This window comes from Halomonas sp. AOP7-E1-9 (genome assembly GCF_052376035.1).
In the GTDB taxonomy this organism is placed as follows: domain Bacteria; phylum Pseudomonadota; class Gammaproteobacteria; order Pseudomonadales; family Halomonadaceae; genus Vreelandella; species Vreelandella citrativorans.
Genome location: NZ_JBQSVC010000008.1, coordinates 101,245 through 115,839, shown reverse-complemented (window position 1 = coordinate 115,839; position 14,595 = coordinate 101,245). Strand labels below are relative to the sequence as shown.

12 protein-coding genes are annotated in these 14,595 nt (G+C 53.4%); 5 read left to right on the top strand and 7 right to left on the bottom strand.

Annotated elements, in window-relative coordinates; translation table 11 throughout:
- The first annotated feature begins 219 nt into the window (after nucleotides 1-219).
- The 3 genes from glnA (at nucleotide 220) to ntrC (ending at nucleotide 4,379) form a co-directional block, all read left to right on the top strand.
- Entirely contained in the window at nucleotides 220-1,626 is a 1,407-nt protein-coding gene (glnA, locus tag ACT3R4_RS07070; RefSeq protein ID WP_172117682.1) for a glutamate--ammonia ligase, read from the top strand.
- 270 nt (nucleotides 1,627-1,896) lie between these two features.
- Nucleotides 1,897-2,955 carry a nitrogen regulation protein NR(II) gene (gene glnL, locus ACT3R4_RS07065; RefSeq protein ID WP_441678233.1) on the top strand — a complete coding sequence of 353 codons (1,059 nt, stop codon included), beginning with the start codon at nucleotides 1,897-1,899 and terminating at the stop codon, nucleotides 2,953-2,955.
- Nucleotides 2,952-4,379, top strand: a complete 1,428-nt coding sequence (gene ntrC, locus ACT3R4_RS07060) for a nitrogen regulation protein NR(I) (protein ID WP_172117681.1) — start codon at nucleotides 2,952-2,954, stop codon at nucleotides 4,377-4,379. Before glnL ends, ntrC begins: the two co-directional genes overlap by 4 nt.
- A 17-nt stretch (nucleotides 4,380-4,396) precedes the next feature.
- On the opposite strand, the gene ACT3R4_RS07055 is transcribed toward ntrC, so the two are convergent.
- Together ACT3R4_RS07055 and ACT3R4_RS07050 are read right to left on the bottom strand one after the other, a co-directional pair.
- Complete coding sequence (locus ACT3R4_RS07055; RefSeq protein ID WP_441678140.1) at nucleotides 4,397-4,933, bottom strand: YqiA/YcfP family alpha/beta fold hydrolase; 537 nt, start codon at nucleotides 4,931-4,933, stop codon at nucleotides 4,397-4,399.
- Nucleotides 4,934-4,938: 5 nt separating this feature from the next.
- The gene (locus ACT3R4_RS07050; protein ID WP_087108872.1) at nucleotides 4,939-5,070 is read right to left on the bottom strand and encodes an entericidin A/B family lipoprotein; all 132 of its coding nucleotides are present in this window, start codon (nucleotides 5,068-5,070) and stop codon (nucleotides 4,939-4,941) included.
- A gap of 726 nt (nucleotides 5,071-5,796) precedes the next feature.
- Between ACT3R4_RS07050 and ACT3R4_RS07045 the strand changes: the two genes are divergently transcribed.
- Nucleotides 5,797-5,967, top strand: a complete 171-nt coding sequence (locus tag ACT3R4_RS07045; protein ID WP_441678142.1) for a hypothetical protein — start codon at nucleotides 5,797-5,799, stop codon at nucleotides 5,965-5,967.
- A gap of 100 nt (nucleotides 5,968-6,067) precedes the next feature.
- Here ACT3R4_RS07045 and ACT3R4_RS07040 read toward each other — a convergent pair whose 3' ends face one another.
- The 3 genes from ACT3R4_RS07040 to ACT3R4_RS07030 all read right to left on the bottom strand — a co-directional run bounded on the left by ACT3R4_RS07040 (nucleotide 6,068) and on the right by ACT3R4_RS07030 (nucleotide 9,435).
- Entirely contained in the window at nucleotides 6,068-7,513 is a 1,446-nt protein-coding gene (locus tag ACT3R4_RS07040; RefSeq protein ID WP_441678144.1) for a sodium/glutamate symporter, read from the bottom strand.
- A gap of 256 nt (nucleotides 7,514-7,769) precedes the next feature.
- Complete coding sequence (locus ACT3R4_RS07035) at nucleotides 7,770-8,309, bottom strand: phosphatase PAP2 family protein (RefSeq protein WP_441678146.1); 540 nt, start codon at nucleotides 8,307-8,309, stop codon at nucleotides 7,770-7,772.
- On the bottom strand, nucleotides 8,272-9,435 hold the full coding sequence (locus ACT3R4_RS07030; protein WP_441678148.1) for a glycosyltransferase family 4 protein: 1,164 nt from the start codon (nucleotides 9,433-9,435) through the stop codon (nucleotides 8,272-8,274). Before ACT3R4_RS07030 ends, ACT3R4_RS07035 begins: the two co-directional genes overlap by 38 nt.
- Before the next feature lie 487 nt (nucleotides 9,436-9,922).
- Here ACT3R4_RS07030 and ACT3R4_RS07025 point away from each other — a divergent pair, with 487 nt between their 5' ends.
- Entirely contained in the window at nucleotides 9,923-10,921 is a 999-nt protein-coding gene (locus ACT3R4_RS07025) for a mechanosensitive ion channel family protein (RefSeq protein WP_441678150.1), read from the top strand.
- A gap of 45 nt (nucleotides 10,922-10,966) precedes the next feature.
- Here the strand turns inward: ACT3R4_RS07025 and ACT3R4_RS07020 are convergent, their stop codons facing one another.
- On the bottom strand, nucleotides 10,967-11,500 hold the full coding sequence (locus ACT3R4_RS07020; RefSeq protein ID WP_441678152.1) for a helical membrane plugin domain-containing protein: 534 nt from the start codon (nucleotides 11,498-11,500) through the stop codon (nucleotides 10,967-10,969).
- A complete protein-coding gene (gene fdhF / locus ACT3R4_RS07015; RefSeq protein WP_193056570.1) occupies nucleotides 11,500-14,466 on the bottom strand; it encodes a formate dehydrogenase subunit alpha in 2,967 nt (988 codons plus the stop codon). Before fdhF ends, ACT3R4_RS07020 begins: the two co-directional genes overlap by 1 nt.
- Nucleotides 14,467-14,595 lie beyond the last annotated feature (129 nt).

Sequence of the window (14,595 nt, the reverse complement as noted above, 5' to 3'; positions counted from 1 at the left end):
CTAGCCACCGTAGGCAGATGCCTCTCGGCGTGCTACAACAATAGCCGGTTTGAAATGATCGCTAGGCGATGTGTGATTCAATTTCAGGCAAATGTTAAGCGAACAAAAAGGATAGGCCTGTCAGGCACGTACTTTATTGAATGACGGGGTTTGTCTAATAACACTTTTATCGATAGCTTACTGTTACATGCTTTAAGCCACGCCCATATCGGAGGCACAATGTCAGCCAAGACTCTCGCGCTAATTGAAGAACATGATGTTAAGTGGGTGGACCTGCGTTTCACCGATACTCGTGGTAAAGAGCAGCACGTTACCGTGCCTGCCCGCGATGTAGACGAAGAGTTCTTCGAAAATGGTCAAATGTTCGATGGCTCCTCAATCGAGGGCTGGAAAGGCATTAACGAATCCGACATGATCCTGCGCCCGGAAGATGGCACTGCTTTCCTCGACCCCTTCACCGAAGACGCTACTCTGATTTTGCGTTGCGATATCATTGAGCCAGCCACGATGCAGGGCTATGATCGTGACCCGCGTTCTATTGCTAAGCGCGCTGAGGCGTACCTGGAGTCCACCGGCCTGGGCGATACTGCTTTCTTCGGTCCGGAGCCTGAGTTCTTTATTTTTGACGAAGTACATTGGAAGTCTGATATTCAGGGTTCCATGTACAAGATTTCTTCCGACGAGGGCGCCTGGGCGACCAGTAATCAGGTAGAGGGCGGCAACCTGGGGCACCGTCCGCGCGTTAAAGGCGGTTACTTCCCGGTTCCTCCGGTCGACAGCTTCCACGATATCCGTGGCGCTATGTGTAACACCCTGGAAGCGATTGGTCAGACCGTTGAAGTTCACCACCACGAAGTGGCGAATGCGGGGCAGAACGAGATCGGCGTTAAATTCAATACGCTGGTGAAGAAGGCGGACGAAGTTCAGGAAATGAAGTACGTGATCCACAACGTGGCCCACGCGTACGGCAAAACCGCGACCTTCATGCCCAAGCCGCTGGTTGGCGACAACGGTTCTGGTATGCATATTCACCAGTCGTTCTGGAAAGATGGTCAGAACCAGTTTGCCGGTGATGAATACGCAGGCCTGTCGGAAATGGCGCTGTATTACATCGGCGGTGTGATCAAGCACGCACGCGCTCTGAACGCCTTCACCAACGCCTCTACCAACTCGTACAAGCGTTTGGTGCCGGGGTTTGAAGCGCCGGTTATGCTGGCTTACAGCGCCCGTAACCGTTCCGCCTCTATCCGGATTCCCTATACGGTCAGCCCCAAAGGCAAGCGCGTTGAAACCCGCTTCCCTGACCCGACCGCTAACCCGTACCTGTCGTTTGCTGCCCTGCTAATGGCAGGTATCGACGGCATCAAGAACAAGATTCATCCTGGCGATGCCATGGACAAGAACCTGTACGACCTGCCGCCAGAAGAAGGCAAGTTGGTACCGACCGTTGCCAACAGCCTGGACCAGGCTCTGGAAGCGCTCGACGCTGACCGTGCGTTCCTGACCGAAGGTGGCGTGTTCACCGACGATATGATTGATGCCTATATCGAACTCAAGATGGAAGAAGTGGAGCGTATTCGCATGACCACGCACCCTATCGAATTTGATATGTACTACAGCTGCTAATCGCGTTTTGACGCGATAGCCCTAAAACCCCGCTTCGGCGGGGTTTTTTATTGCACTTAACCAGTGAGAGGGTGCGCCTTAACGGTACTCCATGCACTAAAATAGTGCATGTGGTGGATCGCACCATGGCAGGTTGCGCGCTTAACGCTCGTTGAATCAAGGCTTGGCGCCCATAAGGCGTGCATGCTGATGAAAGGGGCCAACCTGGCGTGCTTTTTGCAGTTTCTCTTGCGTATTGAACGTTTTTATCAGCGACATTCAGGACACTTCATGTATCAGCGTTTACTAGAACATCTCTCCATGGCAGTGCTGCTGCTGGACGGTGAGCTCCGCGTACGCTGGATGAACCCTGCCGCCGAAGCGCTGTTGGCAGTAAGCTTTAGCCGTGTGCAGGGGAGCAGCCAGGATACCCTGCTGGGCGGTGATGAAAGTATTGACCAGGTGTTGGCCAAGGCGCGGGATGCCTTTCATCCCTACACCCAGCGCGAGGCGCGCATTACCCCGGTTAACGGTGAAGCGCTGACGGTGGATTACACCGTGACGCCCCTGTCGGCAGACGAGCTTCTGCTGGAAGTAGAGCCTCGTGACCGCTTGATGCAAATTTCCCGCGAGGAAGCGCTAACCACGCGCCAGGAAACCATCAAAGTGCTAGCCCGAGGCTTGGCCCATGAAGTGAAAAATCCGCTGGGCGGCATCCGCGGGGCGGCTCAGCTATTAGAGCGTGACCTGGATAAGCCTGAATTGCGTGAGTTTACCCATATCATCGTGGAGGAGGTTGACCGCTTGCGTGATCTGGTGGATTCGATGCTTGGCCCGAATCGCATTGTTAAGCACGCGCCGGTGAACATCCACAAAGTGCTGGAGCGGGTAAGAACGCTGCTGGTGGCTGAACATCCGAATATCACCATCCACCGCGATTACGACCCTAGCCTGCCGGACCTTTCCGGGGATGAGGCGCAGATGATCCAGGCCGTGCTTAACGTGGCCAGGAACGCCGTGCAGGCCATGAGCGATGCCGAGACCCCTGTGCCCAAATTGATGCTGCGCACCCGTGCCCGGCGTCAGTTCACCCTGGGTGCTGAGCGCCACCGGTTAGTGAGCGAGGTGGGTGTGATCGATAACGGCCCTGGTATCCCGGAAGGACTTAAAGAGACGCTCTTCTACCCGATGGTGTCAGGGCGTGCTGAAGGCAGCGGATTGGGGTTGTCCATCGCTCAGTCGATCCTGCATCAGCATCAAGGGTTGATTGAATGTGACTCACGTCCCGGGCACACCGAGTTCCGCTTACTGATTCCATTGGTTATTAATTGTACCGGAGAAGCATCATGATAGAGGCGACACGTAACGAGGTTGCACGGGTGGTCGTTGTGGATGACGATCGCGCTATCCGCTGGGTGCTTGAACGTGCATTGGCACAGCCGGATCTTGATGTAGAGTGCATAGAACGCGCCGATACCGTACTGGAACGACTGCTGACAACCCCACCGGATGTGCTGGTGACTGACATTCGCATGCCGGGCATTGATGGGCTGGATCTTATGTCGCACATCCGTGAGGCGCACCCGGATTTGCCGGTCATCATCATGACCGCTCATTCGGATCTCGACAGCGCAGTGGCCTCTTATCAAGGCGGTGCGTTTGAGTACCTGCCCAAGCCGTTTGATGTGGATGAAGCGCTGGCGCTTGTGCGCCGGGCGGTGGCTCATGCGCGCGAGCGCCAACGGCCGATCAGCGTTCCCGAAGGTTTGAACGCAGAAATCATTGGTGAAGCGCCGGCCATGCAGGAGGTGTTTCGGGCCATTGGGCGACTCTCTCATTCGCATATTACTGTGCTCATCAATGGCGAGTCGGGCACCGGTAAAGAGCGTGTAGCCCAGGCACTCCACCAGCACAGCCCCCGGGCGGGCAAGCCGTTTATTGCCCTGAACATGGCGGCCATCCCGCGTGATCTGATTGAGTCTGAACTGTTTGGCCACGAGAAAGGTGCGTTTACCGGGGCCGCTGCCCAGCGCCAGGGGCGCTTTGAGCAGGCCAACGGCGGCACGCTGTTTCTGGATGAGATCGGCGATATGCCGGCTGAAACCCAAACTCGCTTGCTGCGCGTATTGGCCGACGGTGAGTTCTACCGAGTGGGCGGGCACACCCCGGTCAAGGTTGACGTGCGGATTATCGCCGCGACGCACCAGAACCTTGAGTCGCTGGTGGATGACGGGCGCTTTCGTGAGGACCTTTTCCATCGCCTGAACGTTATCCGCATTCACTTGCCGCGCCTTGCCGAACGCCGTGAGGATATCCCACGCCTCACACGGCATTTTCTTGCTGAAGCCGCCAAAGAACTTGCCACCGACATCAAGGTACTCACGGCCGAAACCGAGGAGCACCTGACGCGCCTGGCGTGGCCGGGTAACGTGCGCCAACTGGAAAATATCTGTCGCTGGTTAACGGTAATGGCGTCTGGGCGTGAAATTCTGGTGGAGGATTTACCGCCAGAGCTACGCTCCCCCCAGGCAACTGAAAGCGGCGGTCATGGCGAATGGCGCAGCGCCTTTCGGGAATGGGCCGACCGTGCTCTGGCCGAAGGGCATACACATCTGTTGGAAGAGGCCGTACCCGACGTTGAGAAAATTCTGATTGAGACGGCGTTAAAGCACACCGGTGGGCGTAAAGGAGAAGCAGCAGAATTGTTAGGCTGGGGGCGCAATACACTAACGCGTAAATTAAAGACGTTGCTACCCGCCCTGGCAGACGAATAACGCTGCCACTGTGCGCGCTAAACGAGCATTGATTGCTTGGTAAGCGCTTGGCACTGCGTTAGAAAACGCTCAAAGTCGCTCAGTATGGTGTCCAGGCTAGCGTGAAGACGATGGTCGTCATCGACCATCCGTAACGAGAGTTGCTGTAATCGGGCGCGTTCAATAACGGGGCCGGGCAGCACGACATCATCCTGCCAGCCGTGGATGATATGGGTAAGCTGAGCCTGAATCATCGGCGAGGTTTCAGGGTACGCCGGTAAGCCAAGCGCAGGGGCAAGTAAAAAACAACCTAAAAGGGGATGCTGAGCGCTAACCGCAGCGCTCAGCCATCCTCCCAAGCTAGAACCCGCTAGCACACACGCTGCGGGATTATCATTGCGTTTTGACAGAGTATCCAACAGGTGATCCAGCCGCCTGGGGGGCTCTGCCATGCCACGGTAATCCATAACGACCGGCTCACAATCATCGAGCGTTTCGGCGATCCCTTTGAGTGCCTGAATTTTCAAGGCACCGGGCCCGCTTTCCAGGCCGTGTGAAAGATAGACGGTCATCATTATGGTTATTCCGCTGCTCTTTCAATCGCCTGGCCGCCTTCCGAGATATCCTCTCCCGCGCCATGAATCGTATTACAACCGCTGATCGCCAGCAGTGTGGTTAATAGCACTACACCCATCGCCCATGTGCGTTTCATTGAATGATCCCTTCTTGTTGATCAGAAATAGTCGTGAGTAGAAACAGTCCTGCGTAAAACCATTCTTGCATAAAACAGTAAGGCTGCCATCAGCAACGCAGTAGCCCATACCAAGCGCGCCTTCGAAGTATCTTGCCTTCTCTTTATATTAGCCAGCAATAACACGTTAGGGTAAGAAGTAGTACGTTTTTGCCGAAATAAAGTGAGCAATAGCCAAACGTTCAGCTTCCCAAGTGGTGATTGGTGTCACGGTGACCATTCGATGAGCAGGTATTTTTGTCGCATGTGCCTTTTTTGCACACGGTTAAAGAGAGTTTTTCGTTGTTTTTAGGAAAGTGTTTTTATTACAAATTTTTGATTTTGTTGGCTTTTTGTTTATTTTCTGGCAGTTGGCCTAAAGCCTGCAGTATTATGAGTAGGAACAACATGAGCGGATTGATAGGAAACAAGGGAAGGCAGGAGCCAAGTAGAGAACAGGACGTTAAAGGACACTCATCCGCTCATATGTATTGGCGTAAGGATATGCCAATCGTCGAAGCCAAGGATCGGCAGAGATGCAAAACGACCATTTCGCGTAAGCGGTGTGGTCTTTTTGCGTTGCGTATTTTTTAAGCCATTGAAAATTATAAAGTTTTGTTTATTAATTATAATTTGCACAAGCTTTGTACAGATGAAGCCACCGATATAGTCTATCCTTGCAGCATACTAAATCTAAGCGGTTAGAACATGCCAATGCAGCAGCCGCGCATTTCAGGGACAAGCGTTATGGCGATGGGATTGATGTTATGCATGTTTGTGCTGTTCTTGGGATTTTCAGCTATCGGGTTATACATGATGTTTAAAACCTCTTTTATGATCACAATAGAAGATCGCGAAGATATGCCGCCTGATATTTGATGGTTACCGCCCAACGGCGCGTTCTAAAAAGAATACGTACACAAACGATCATGCCCACGCAAGTGGGCATGATCGTTTGGGGTGAGCATAACGCGGCGGGCTACTTTTTCTGCCAGCGGCCACGGCCTCTGTCGGGCACCATGCGTCCGAAGTACAGCAGGCCAAAGACTAACCAGCCGACGGTTAAAATAGCTGAAAAGCCCAGTATGGCGAGCGCACCAAACTCGCCTATCAAGGGCAAAGCAGCGGCGGTAAATAACCCACCACCTACTACCGGTTCAAACATGAGCTGCTTATAGCCAAAGCTCTCAAGCGCGCCGGATTTATTGCTGGGGTCAGCCATTCTCATCAGCAATAAGCCCGTCACTGTGACCCCCATGGATTGCCCAAAGTCTCCAATGCCTCGCTCAAACCAGCCTTCTGGAATCACTCGGGGGGCAATCACGATAAGAACGAATAACCCCCAAGCAATGCCGGCGACGGCAAGCAGTAAAAAGGGCAGGAAGTATTCCCCCAGGGTGGTGAGTGACAGCGTGGCAAGTGCAGCGACAATGGTGAAATCAAGCGCGGTGCCAGCAATTCGCGCCATGGTACGTGTGGAAACATGGTGCTCCAGGCCAAAGCGCGTGATCACTAACTGGACGATGACGCCGCCAATCATCGCGATAGGAAATAGCGGCACGTGCGCTAATATCTCAAGACCTCCATTGCTTGCCCAAGTGGCTTGCTCAACCCACTGCAGGCCAGAGAGCAGCAGCCAACCTATTAAAATGGCAATGCCCACCAACCCAATATGCAGGCTAAGCGGGTCAGTGGTTCCTGCTTCATGCATGAGGTCTTTTTTAAATTCGCTAAACTCTTCAGTAGAAGGACGACTGTCCTCACGGATCATGTCATCAGGTTCATCGTTCTCGTTGCTGGGCGTAATGATGTTGCGGCGCGCGGCAATGTTAATCATGAGCGTGCCAATGAGTACACCGGAAACAATGCCCACGGTGGCGAGACCAAGTGCAAGGTCAGCGCCTTCTTCAAACCCCAGGTCAGAGAACGTATCGGCCATGCCAGCGGCCGTACCATGGCCGCCTTCAAAGCCAATTTCAATAAGGGCACCCGCCATGGGGTTCATATTAAACAAGGGGGCAAGTATCAACAGCGCCAGCGTCAGACCCACCACGTATTGGCCCCACGCCATTGTTTGTCCAACAACGACCTGGGGGCCTGCGCGCAGCCAAATAGTACGAATGCCAGGAATCGTTTTACCGATAAAGAGGGCAGCAAATACCACGTTGATCAAAAGGCCAGGTAGCGCAGACCAGCTCTCTTGTACATACGCGGGGAAAAGACCGGGGCTTTCTTCAAAAAAAGTAGGCAGCAAGCGTCCGATAACGTCTGGGCCCATCAATAAAAGCACAAGACCAGCAATGACGGAACTGGGTAAGAATAGCCTACGTAGCCAGCCAATCCGGAGCCGCAGCGCATTACTTGCGACGAGCGCGAGAGAGATAATCACCAGTGCAATAAAAAGCTCACCAACCGTCATGGTCATCACATCACTCCTTAATGAATGCGAGAGGGCGTATGCCGCCTTCGCAAGACCAAGTAAATGACAGGGTTGGTTTTAACGTAGTGCGTCGTGGTTAAATTGGCGAATAGTTAATGCTTAGGCTCTGTCTGAAAAGTGTCTGCGCTCGACAATACGGCGTTAAAAATTGGCTCAAAATACTCATTTACACATGTAAACTCCGTTTTTTCGCCAATTTTTGCCTTGTCTTGTCTTCGCTCGTCAACTTTTCAGACAGACCCTAGCCTGCCCAATAGAGGCTAAGTAGAGCAAAGCCATAACCCATAGCGGCGCCTGCAAGAACATCGCTAATGTAGTGGAGTCCGAGGCCAACACGGGAAACTGCAATCAGCAGGGCCAAAGGCAATACCAAGGGAAGTAGCCACGGCGTATGAGCCGCCACCAGTACGCTAAACATTACGGCGTGCATGGTGTGGCCACTGGGGAAACTGTAACGATCACGCGCAGGCTCACCGCAATGCACGCCCCCTAGGTAGGTAATAAAGGGCCGCTCGCGGCATAACCGCGTTTTGATTAAGCGATAAGCCGCCATCGCCAGCAGTGCGATGCTGGTGTATTGCACCATACGCCAGGTTCCATCCGGCTGTAGCCAGGGCTGAGCGGCTATCAGCAGTACCCAGATAGGCCAGTCACCTATTCGACTGGCGGCTTGCAAGAGAATTCGCCACGGGCGAAACAGGTTGAGTCGTGTCACCCGCTGGCAGAGACGCCACTCCAGTAAATCAAGACGATCGAATACGACAAGCGGGCGCGGACGCATGATAATTCTCCTGGGCTTGCTGAAGGTACTGCATAAACTGGTCTGCAATGCCCGACCAGCTTTGCTCAAGTGCGCGATGGCGCGCAACACGCCCTAGCCGTGCATAGTCGGCGGGGTGTTGGCAAAGCTCGACCGCCGCTTGCTGAAATGCGTCGCCATCATCAAGCGCTATCGTCATTCCGTTTTGATCATTTTCGATCAGTTCAGCGCTTGCTGCGTATTGATAGGCCACAACAGCCAGACCACTGGCCATGGCTTCCGTAATCACATTGCCCCAGGTTTCTGACAGCGAAGGGAAGACAAAGATATCGGCGCTAGCATAGTGGCGGGCTAATTCATGTTTATCGATGAACCCGGTGAAGTGTGCATCAGGTAGCGCCTTTTCAAGCTGCGTACGCGCTGGGCCATCGCCCACAATGACCTGGGCCATATCCGGGCGCACTTCACGCATGGCTTGCAGTGTTTCCTGGAGTAGCGTGAGGTTTTTCTCAGCGGCTAAACGACCGACATAAATGGCCACGGGCTGATGGTCACTCACTCCCCATTGACGGCGTAACGCGCTATCACGAAAAGCGGGTGAAAAGCACTCTCCGTCGATCCCGCGCGACAGCACCTTAACACCGTGAATGCCTTGGCGGCGTAGCGTCTCGGCTTGTAAATGGGTGGGGACCAGCGTGGTGGTACAACCATTATGAAAGTAGCGTAAATAGCGCCGCGTGGCAGAGGATAACCACGACACACCGTAATCGTGGCAGTAGTGGTCAAAGTTGGTATGCCAGCCCGCCACCAGAGGAATATTGAGTTGCCTCGCCGCATGTCGTGCCGCCCAGCCAAGCGGGCCTTGGGTAGCAAGATAGATCGTATCAGGACGGTACTTACGCCAGAAACGGCGCAGCTTAGCGGGCGTTACCAAGCCTACCTGTACTTCCGCATAGCCAGGTAAAGCGACAGATTTAACCTGCATTTCCTGGGCAATATGCGTAGCGCTTCCGGGTACTTTGGGGCGCGGGCGAATCACGTCGACCGTTACGCCCTGCTGGTGCAGTTCGTGGTTAATGCGGCTTAGCGTGTGCGCAACGCCATTAATATCGGGTGACCACGTTTCACTCACAATACATAGCCGCATAAACGATACGCCCCTTAATCATATTTTAACTTAGTGTGGCCGGTAACGATGACATTGCCAAGTCAGGACAGTGAAAAACTAGTGACATAAATATCAATCGCCGTTTGTTTACTTATTGATAGGCCTGCTTTTTAACGGCGTTATTATTAATAGATTACAACCTGATAAAAGCAACTGAAAGAGGAATTTTATAATAAAAGATTCGTTGGCTATTTTTTTTACCGTTGGGTGTGCTGCAGTGTTATTAGGACAATAGGGTTTTCACGGACAACTAAAAAGAGCCGTGGGCGCATGCCACTACGTTCTGTGATGTTGCTTGAGCATATTGGTAGTGCGTTGCTAAGAAGTGGTATGTTTTATTAGGCTCTAATGACGTTTTAATAAAGAAGATTTGCCATGCTTGGATGGGTATTCATGAATGAACACTGGTTTTACATGGCGATGAAGCTGGGCGAAATTGGCGGCTCCTGGAACAAGGAACGGAAACATGATGATCAACGACTGGATAAATGCGGGGCTCTTGATAGCTTTTCTGACGGTCGCGCTGGCCTCCGGTTTTATCATGCGGAAAAGAAAGAGCTGGTCCCACAGCATCTCCGTTCACGTTGTTCTGTTCGCCGCGAATGCGGGTTTCCTGCTGACTCTGAATAAGACCATCAATCAGATACTGGTCGACAGGAAGGTCTCCGCCATAAAGCCGGATATCATTGACGACCTGACCTTGGTGGCTATTGGTCTGACCGCCATGCAGCAAACCTTCCTGCTGATTAACCGCCTGACGGCCGATCAGGTAACGAAGGGAAGCGATAAAACCTCGGCCACAAGCATCGCTCGCATCCTTAAACTTGCAATGGTGCTGGTGTTACTGCTTTTGTTCAGTGAACATCTGGGCCTGAGCTTTTCGGGCCTCTTGGCCTTTGGCGGCTTCGGCGGTATCGCCATCGGTATTGCCGGACGGGATGTTCTAAGCAATGTTTTCTCCGGCGTGATGCTCTATTTCGACCGCCCCTTCAAGTTTGGCGACTGGATTCGTTCTCCAGACCGTAATATTGAGGGTACCGTCGAGGAAATCGGTTGGAGAATGACGAAGATCATCACCTTCGATAACCGCCCGCTCTTCGTCCCTAACTCCGTTTTCTCAACGATCAGCGTCGAAAATCCGGGGCAGATGCGTAACAGGCGCATCAGTACTACGGTCGGCCTCAGGTACGAGGATGCCGACAAGGTTGCCGCCGTCGTCAACGATATTCGCGCGATGCTTCAGAAGCACGACGGCATTGATTTCACGCAGACTCTCCTCGTCTACTTCAACGAATTTGCGGATTCCTCACTAAATATTATGGTCTATGGTTTTACCAGGACCACGAAATGGGCTGAATGGCTGGCGATCCAGCAAGATATCTACCTTAATATCATCACTATCGTGCATGGTCATGACGCCGATTTTGCCTTCCCCTCTCGGACTGTCTATCTTGAGAAGGATTAAACTCACGCCACCGTTAATAACCATACACAGCCTTAAGCAATATGTTTAAGGCCCTTCGGTAGGCTTGCTGGTGAAATCCGTCACCGGTTTATCTATGGGCTGGTCCAGCCGCTCGGAAAAAGCCCGCAGGCCTGCCAGAATCGGTTTAAGGGCATACCACAGCTCGTCATCTTTGAGCATGTGATACACCCCGGTGATGCCGGGGGCGCTGTCTTTTTCTTCTTTCTCTTTGTCCTGGCTTCGTGCTTGCTCCTTGTGCTTGGCCTTGTCCTCATGGCGATGGTTGCCAACCTGCTCAATTCCCTCTTTAAGCGCAAATATCACTTGGTAAAACCGATCTGGTGGTAGCGTTGAAAGCGTCATCACGATGACCGATAAGTTCTGAATAGTGTTAAGCGAGCCGGGTTTATTTAACCCGTCTACCGCAATACGCATTAGCTCATGATTAGAGGCAACCATGTCATTGGCAAACCGCAGCAGACCGTGCTCATGGAGCGTTTGCACCAGCCTATCAAGTTCCTCCTGAGCATCCGGGCCGATAGTAGGCGGCGGCACGTCGTAGGAAATTCGTTCGGCCATCACATTTTCCTCGGATTGGTTTGCTGGGCAGGCGGAAGCTGGTAGTCATCCTTTGCCCATTTGACCTCGACCGCAACGCCCTTATTGGGCGTACGGTGGCCGTAGCGGTAGTTGTTACTGGGGAGCGGGAGGGCGGTGTGTTTGTCGAGCACTTCAAGCTTTACGGCAACTTCCTTATAGGCAGGTGTTTGCACATCGGGGTCGTTATGTTCGCCGGTCAGCGAGTTAACCCCCAGTTTGCCGAAGTGAATGGGCATAAAAAGAGTTTTTCCTGCGGCACGCTCGGTGACGATAGCTGGAAACTCAATGCTATCCCGACGTGAAGCTATCTTGACCCATGTGCCGTCTTCGATCCCGCGCTCGGCGGCAAGCTCGGGGCTAACTTCAACAAACCCATGGGCTACCTGGTCACAAATACCCGGCGAGCGGCCAGTCTGATTGGTTCCCTGAAACTGTTCCAACAGACGACCGTTGTTCAACATTAGGCCGTACTCTTTATCCGAGGCCTCTGAAGGCTCTTTCCACTCCAGCGGAAACAGGCTAGCTTTGCCATCCTCCGTCGGAAATCCATCGGTATACAGCAGTGGCGTATCGGTGCCGTCCTCGGCAACCGGCCAGAGCAACGACTTCCAGCCTTCCAGGCGCTCGTAGCTGACCCCCGCGAACATGGGGGATATAGATGCGCACTCTGCCATGATCTCGGAGGGGTGGTTATAGCCCCAGTCGTGGCCCATTTGCGCGGCAAGGTCCGTTAAAATACGCCAATCTGGGCGGCTGTCGCCCAGTGGATCAAGCACTTGGTAGAAGCGCTGAATACGCCGCTCGGTATTAACAAAGGAGCCGTCTTTCTCGACGCTGGGGCAGGCGGGCAGCACGACATCGGCAAACTCTGCGGTACGGCTCAAGAAGACATCCTGCACTACCATAAAATCGAGACTTTCAAACGCGGAATGGACGTTATGGGTATTGGAGTCGGAGAAGGCCGTTTCCTCGCCAATAATGTACATGGCTTTAAGCTTGTCCTCGGCGGCGGCTTGCACCATCAGGAAGTTGCCATAACCGATTTCACTGGAGAGCTGTTCAGGCTTAACGCCCCACCCTTTGGCCCACCGCTTACGGGCGTCTTCGTCGGTAACCTTTTCATAGCCTGGATACATATTGCGCAGGCAGCCAAAGTCGCTGGCCCCCTGCACATTGTTATGACCGCGCATGGGGTAGCCACCGGTGCCCGGTTTGCCGTAGTTACCCGTGACCAACAGCAGGTTGGAGAGCGCGGTGCTGGTATCCGAACCGTGGCTATGCTGCGTAATTCCCATGGCCCATAGCAGGCAGACACGTTTTGCCCGGCCGATTAATTCAGCGGCCTCAATCAATTGCTGTTTGGGAATGCCGGTTTTCTGCTCGGCAAAATCAAGCGTAAACGGCGTCAGCGATTCACGATACTCATCGACGTTATTGACCCAGCGCCCGAGGAATTCATGGTCGGCCAGGTCGTTATCGAACATATAGCGTGATAGCGCCGACGCCCAGATTAAATCGGTGCTGACATTGGGGCGCATGAAAAGATTCGCCCGCTCGGCCATTTCATGTTTGCGCGGGTCGAACACCACCAGCTTTTGGCCATGCAGCTTCTGTGAGGACTTGATGCGCGAGGCAATCACTGGGTGGTTTTCGGCGGTATTACTGCCTACCAGCACCATTACTTCAGCCTGCTCTATGTCCTTGATGGTACCGGCGTCGCCACCGTAACCCACAGTGCGGAAAAGCCCTTTAGTCGCCGGGTTTTGGCAGTAGCGGGATGAGTTATCCACGCTGTTGGTACCAATAATCAGCCGGGCAATTTTCTGCGTTAGGTAGGCCTCTTCGTTGCTGGCTTTACTGGAGCCAATAAAGCCCACGCTCTGTGGGCCGTGGGTGTCGCGCACGCTTATCAGTTGGCTCGCCACCAGATCCAGCGCTTCGTCCCAACTGGCTTCACGGAACTGACCCTTTTCCCGAATCAGCGGTGTCGTGAGGCGTTTTTCACTGTTTACAAAGTCCCAGGCAAATTTGCCCTTGATGCAGGTGGAGATACCGTTAGCCGGGGCATCTGGCGTGGGCTGAACCTTAAGAATGTTGCGATCACGGGTCCACATCTCAAACGCGCAGCCTACACCGCAGTAGGTGCATACCGTTTTTGTACGTTTGATGCCCGGCTCGCGCAAAGCGGCATCCAGTTCTGAAACACCGGTGATGGGTATGGCGCTGGTGGTGTTTTCGACTTCCTTGACTATTTCAATCATCGGCCGTTTAAGCGACCAGGGCAGTGCGGTCAGCGGGCCTGTCTGGCCGTACATGCTGTTTTCCTGCAGCGCATTACACGGACAAACCGTTACACAGTGGCCGCAATGTACGCAGCTTGAGTCGTTGATCTTTTCGCCACCATCCCAGAGTACGCGCGGGTTTTCGCTGGAAAAGTCGATGCTCAGCGTCTCATTAACTTCGACGTTTTGGCACGCTTCCACGCATTGGCCGCACAGAATGCACTGGTCCGGGTCGTAGGTGTAGAAAGGGCTAGAAGTATCCTTTTCATGAGGCTTGGGCGTGAATTCGTAGCGCTGGATGGGTATCTGCATTTCTACCAGTGCATTGTGCACCGTGCAGTCGCCATTGTTGTTCTCGCATACGGTGCAGTAAAGCTCGTGCTTGGCTAACAAGCGATCCATTCCTTCATGGCGAGCGGCTTCGGCCTCTCTGTCTTGGCTGGAAACGTTAAGACCCTCTTCGGTACGCAGCGTACAGCCTCGTTTTATCTCGCCGTTAACATTAACCCAGCACGTATCGCAGGTTTCGATAGGCCCCAGGGAGGGGTGATAGCAGACGCTGGGTAAGTTAATGCCTTGGGCTTTTAGAAAGTCGATTAGCGGTTCATCGGCGTTGCCGGTTAATGTTTTATCATCAAACGTAATCGTGCACGGTCGGTTCATGTGGGCATTCCTCCATGGATCCCTTGTTTTTTATCCTGGTATCAGTCCTCTTTAATGCGCAGATGTATTGGTCAAAAGGTAGTCAAGGGGGGAGGGTTGTAAAAGCGGGCGGCCCGGGATTGAACTTAA

Excerpts from the sequence above, each read along its gene's own strand:
- ACT3R4_RS07050 (WP_087108872.1), bottom strand. The coding sequence starts at position 5,070 with ATGAAACGCACATGGGCGATGGGTGTAGTGCTATTAACCACACTGCTG.
- ACT3R4_RS07035 (WP_441678146.1), bottom strand. The coding sequence starts at position 8,309 with ATGCGTCCGCGCCCGCTTGTCGTATTCGATCGTCTTGATTTACTGGAG.
- fdhF (WP_193056570.1), bottom strand. The coding sequence starts at position 14,466 with ATGAACCGACCGTGCACGATTACGTTTGATGATAAAACATTAACCGGC.
- glnL (WP_441678233.1), top strand. The coding sequence starts at position 1,897 with ATGTATCAGCGTTTACTAGAACATCTCTCCATGGCAGTGCTGCTGCTG.
- ACT3R4_RS07045 (WP_441678142.1), top strand. The coding sequence starts at position 5,797 with ATGCCAATGCAGCAGCCGCGCATTTCAGGGACAAGCGTTATGGCGATG.
- ACT3R4_RS07025 (WP_441678150.1), top strand. The coding sequence starts at position 9,923 with ATGATGATCAACGACTGGATAAATGCGGGGCTCTTGATAGCTTTTCTG.
- ACT3R4_RS07020 (WP_441678152.1), bottom strand. The coding sequence starts at position 11,500 with ATGGCCGAACGAATTTCCTACGACGTGCCGCCGCCTACTATCGGCCCG.
- glnA (WP_172117682.1), top strand. The coding sequence starts at position 220 with ATGTCAGCCAAGACTCTCGCGCTAATTGAAGAACATGATGTTAAGTGG.
- ntrC (WP_172117681.1), top strand. The coding sequence starts at position 2,952 with ATGATAGAGGCGACACGTAACGAGGTTGCACGGGTGGTCGTTGTGGAT.
- ACT3R4_RS07030 (WP_441678148.1), bottom strand. The coding sequence starts at position 9,435 with ATGCGGCTATGTATTGTGAGTGAAACGTGGTCACCCGATATTAATGGC.
- ACT3R4_RS07055 (WP_441678140.1), bottom strand. The coding sequence starts at position 4,933 with ATGATGACCGTCTATCTTTCACACGGCCTGGAAAGCGGGCCCGGTGCC.
- ACT3R4_RS07040 (WP_441678144.1), bottom strand. The coding sequence starts at position 7,513 with ATGACCATGACGGTTGGTGAGCTTTTTATTGCACTGGTGATTATCTCT.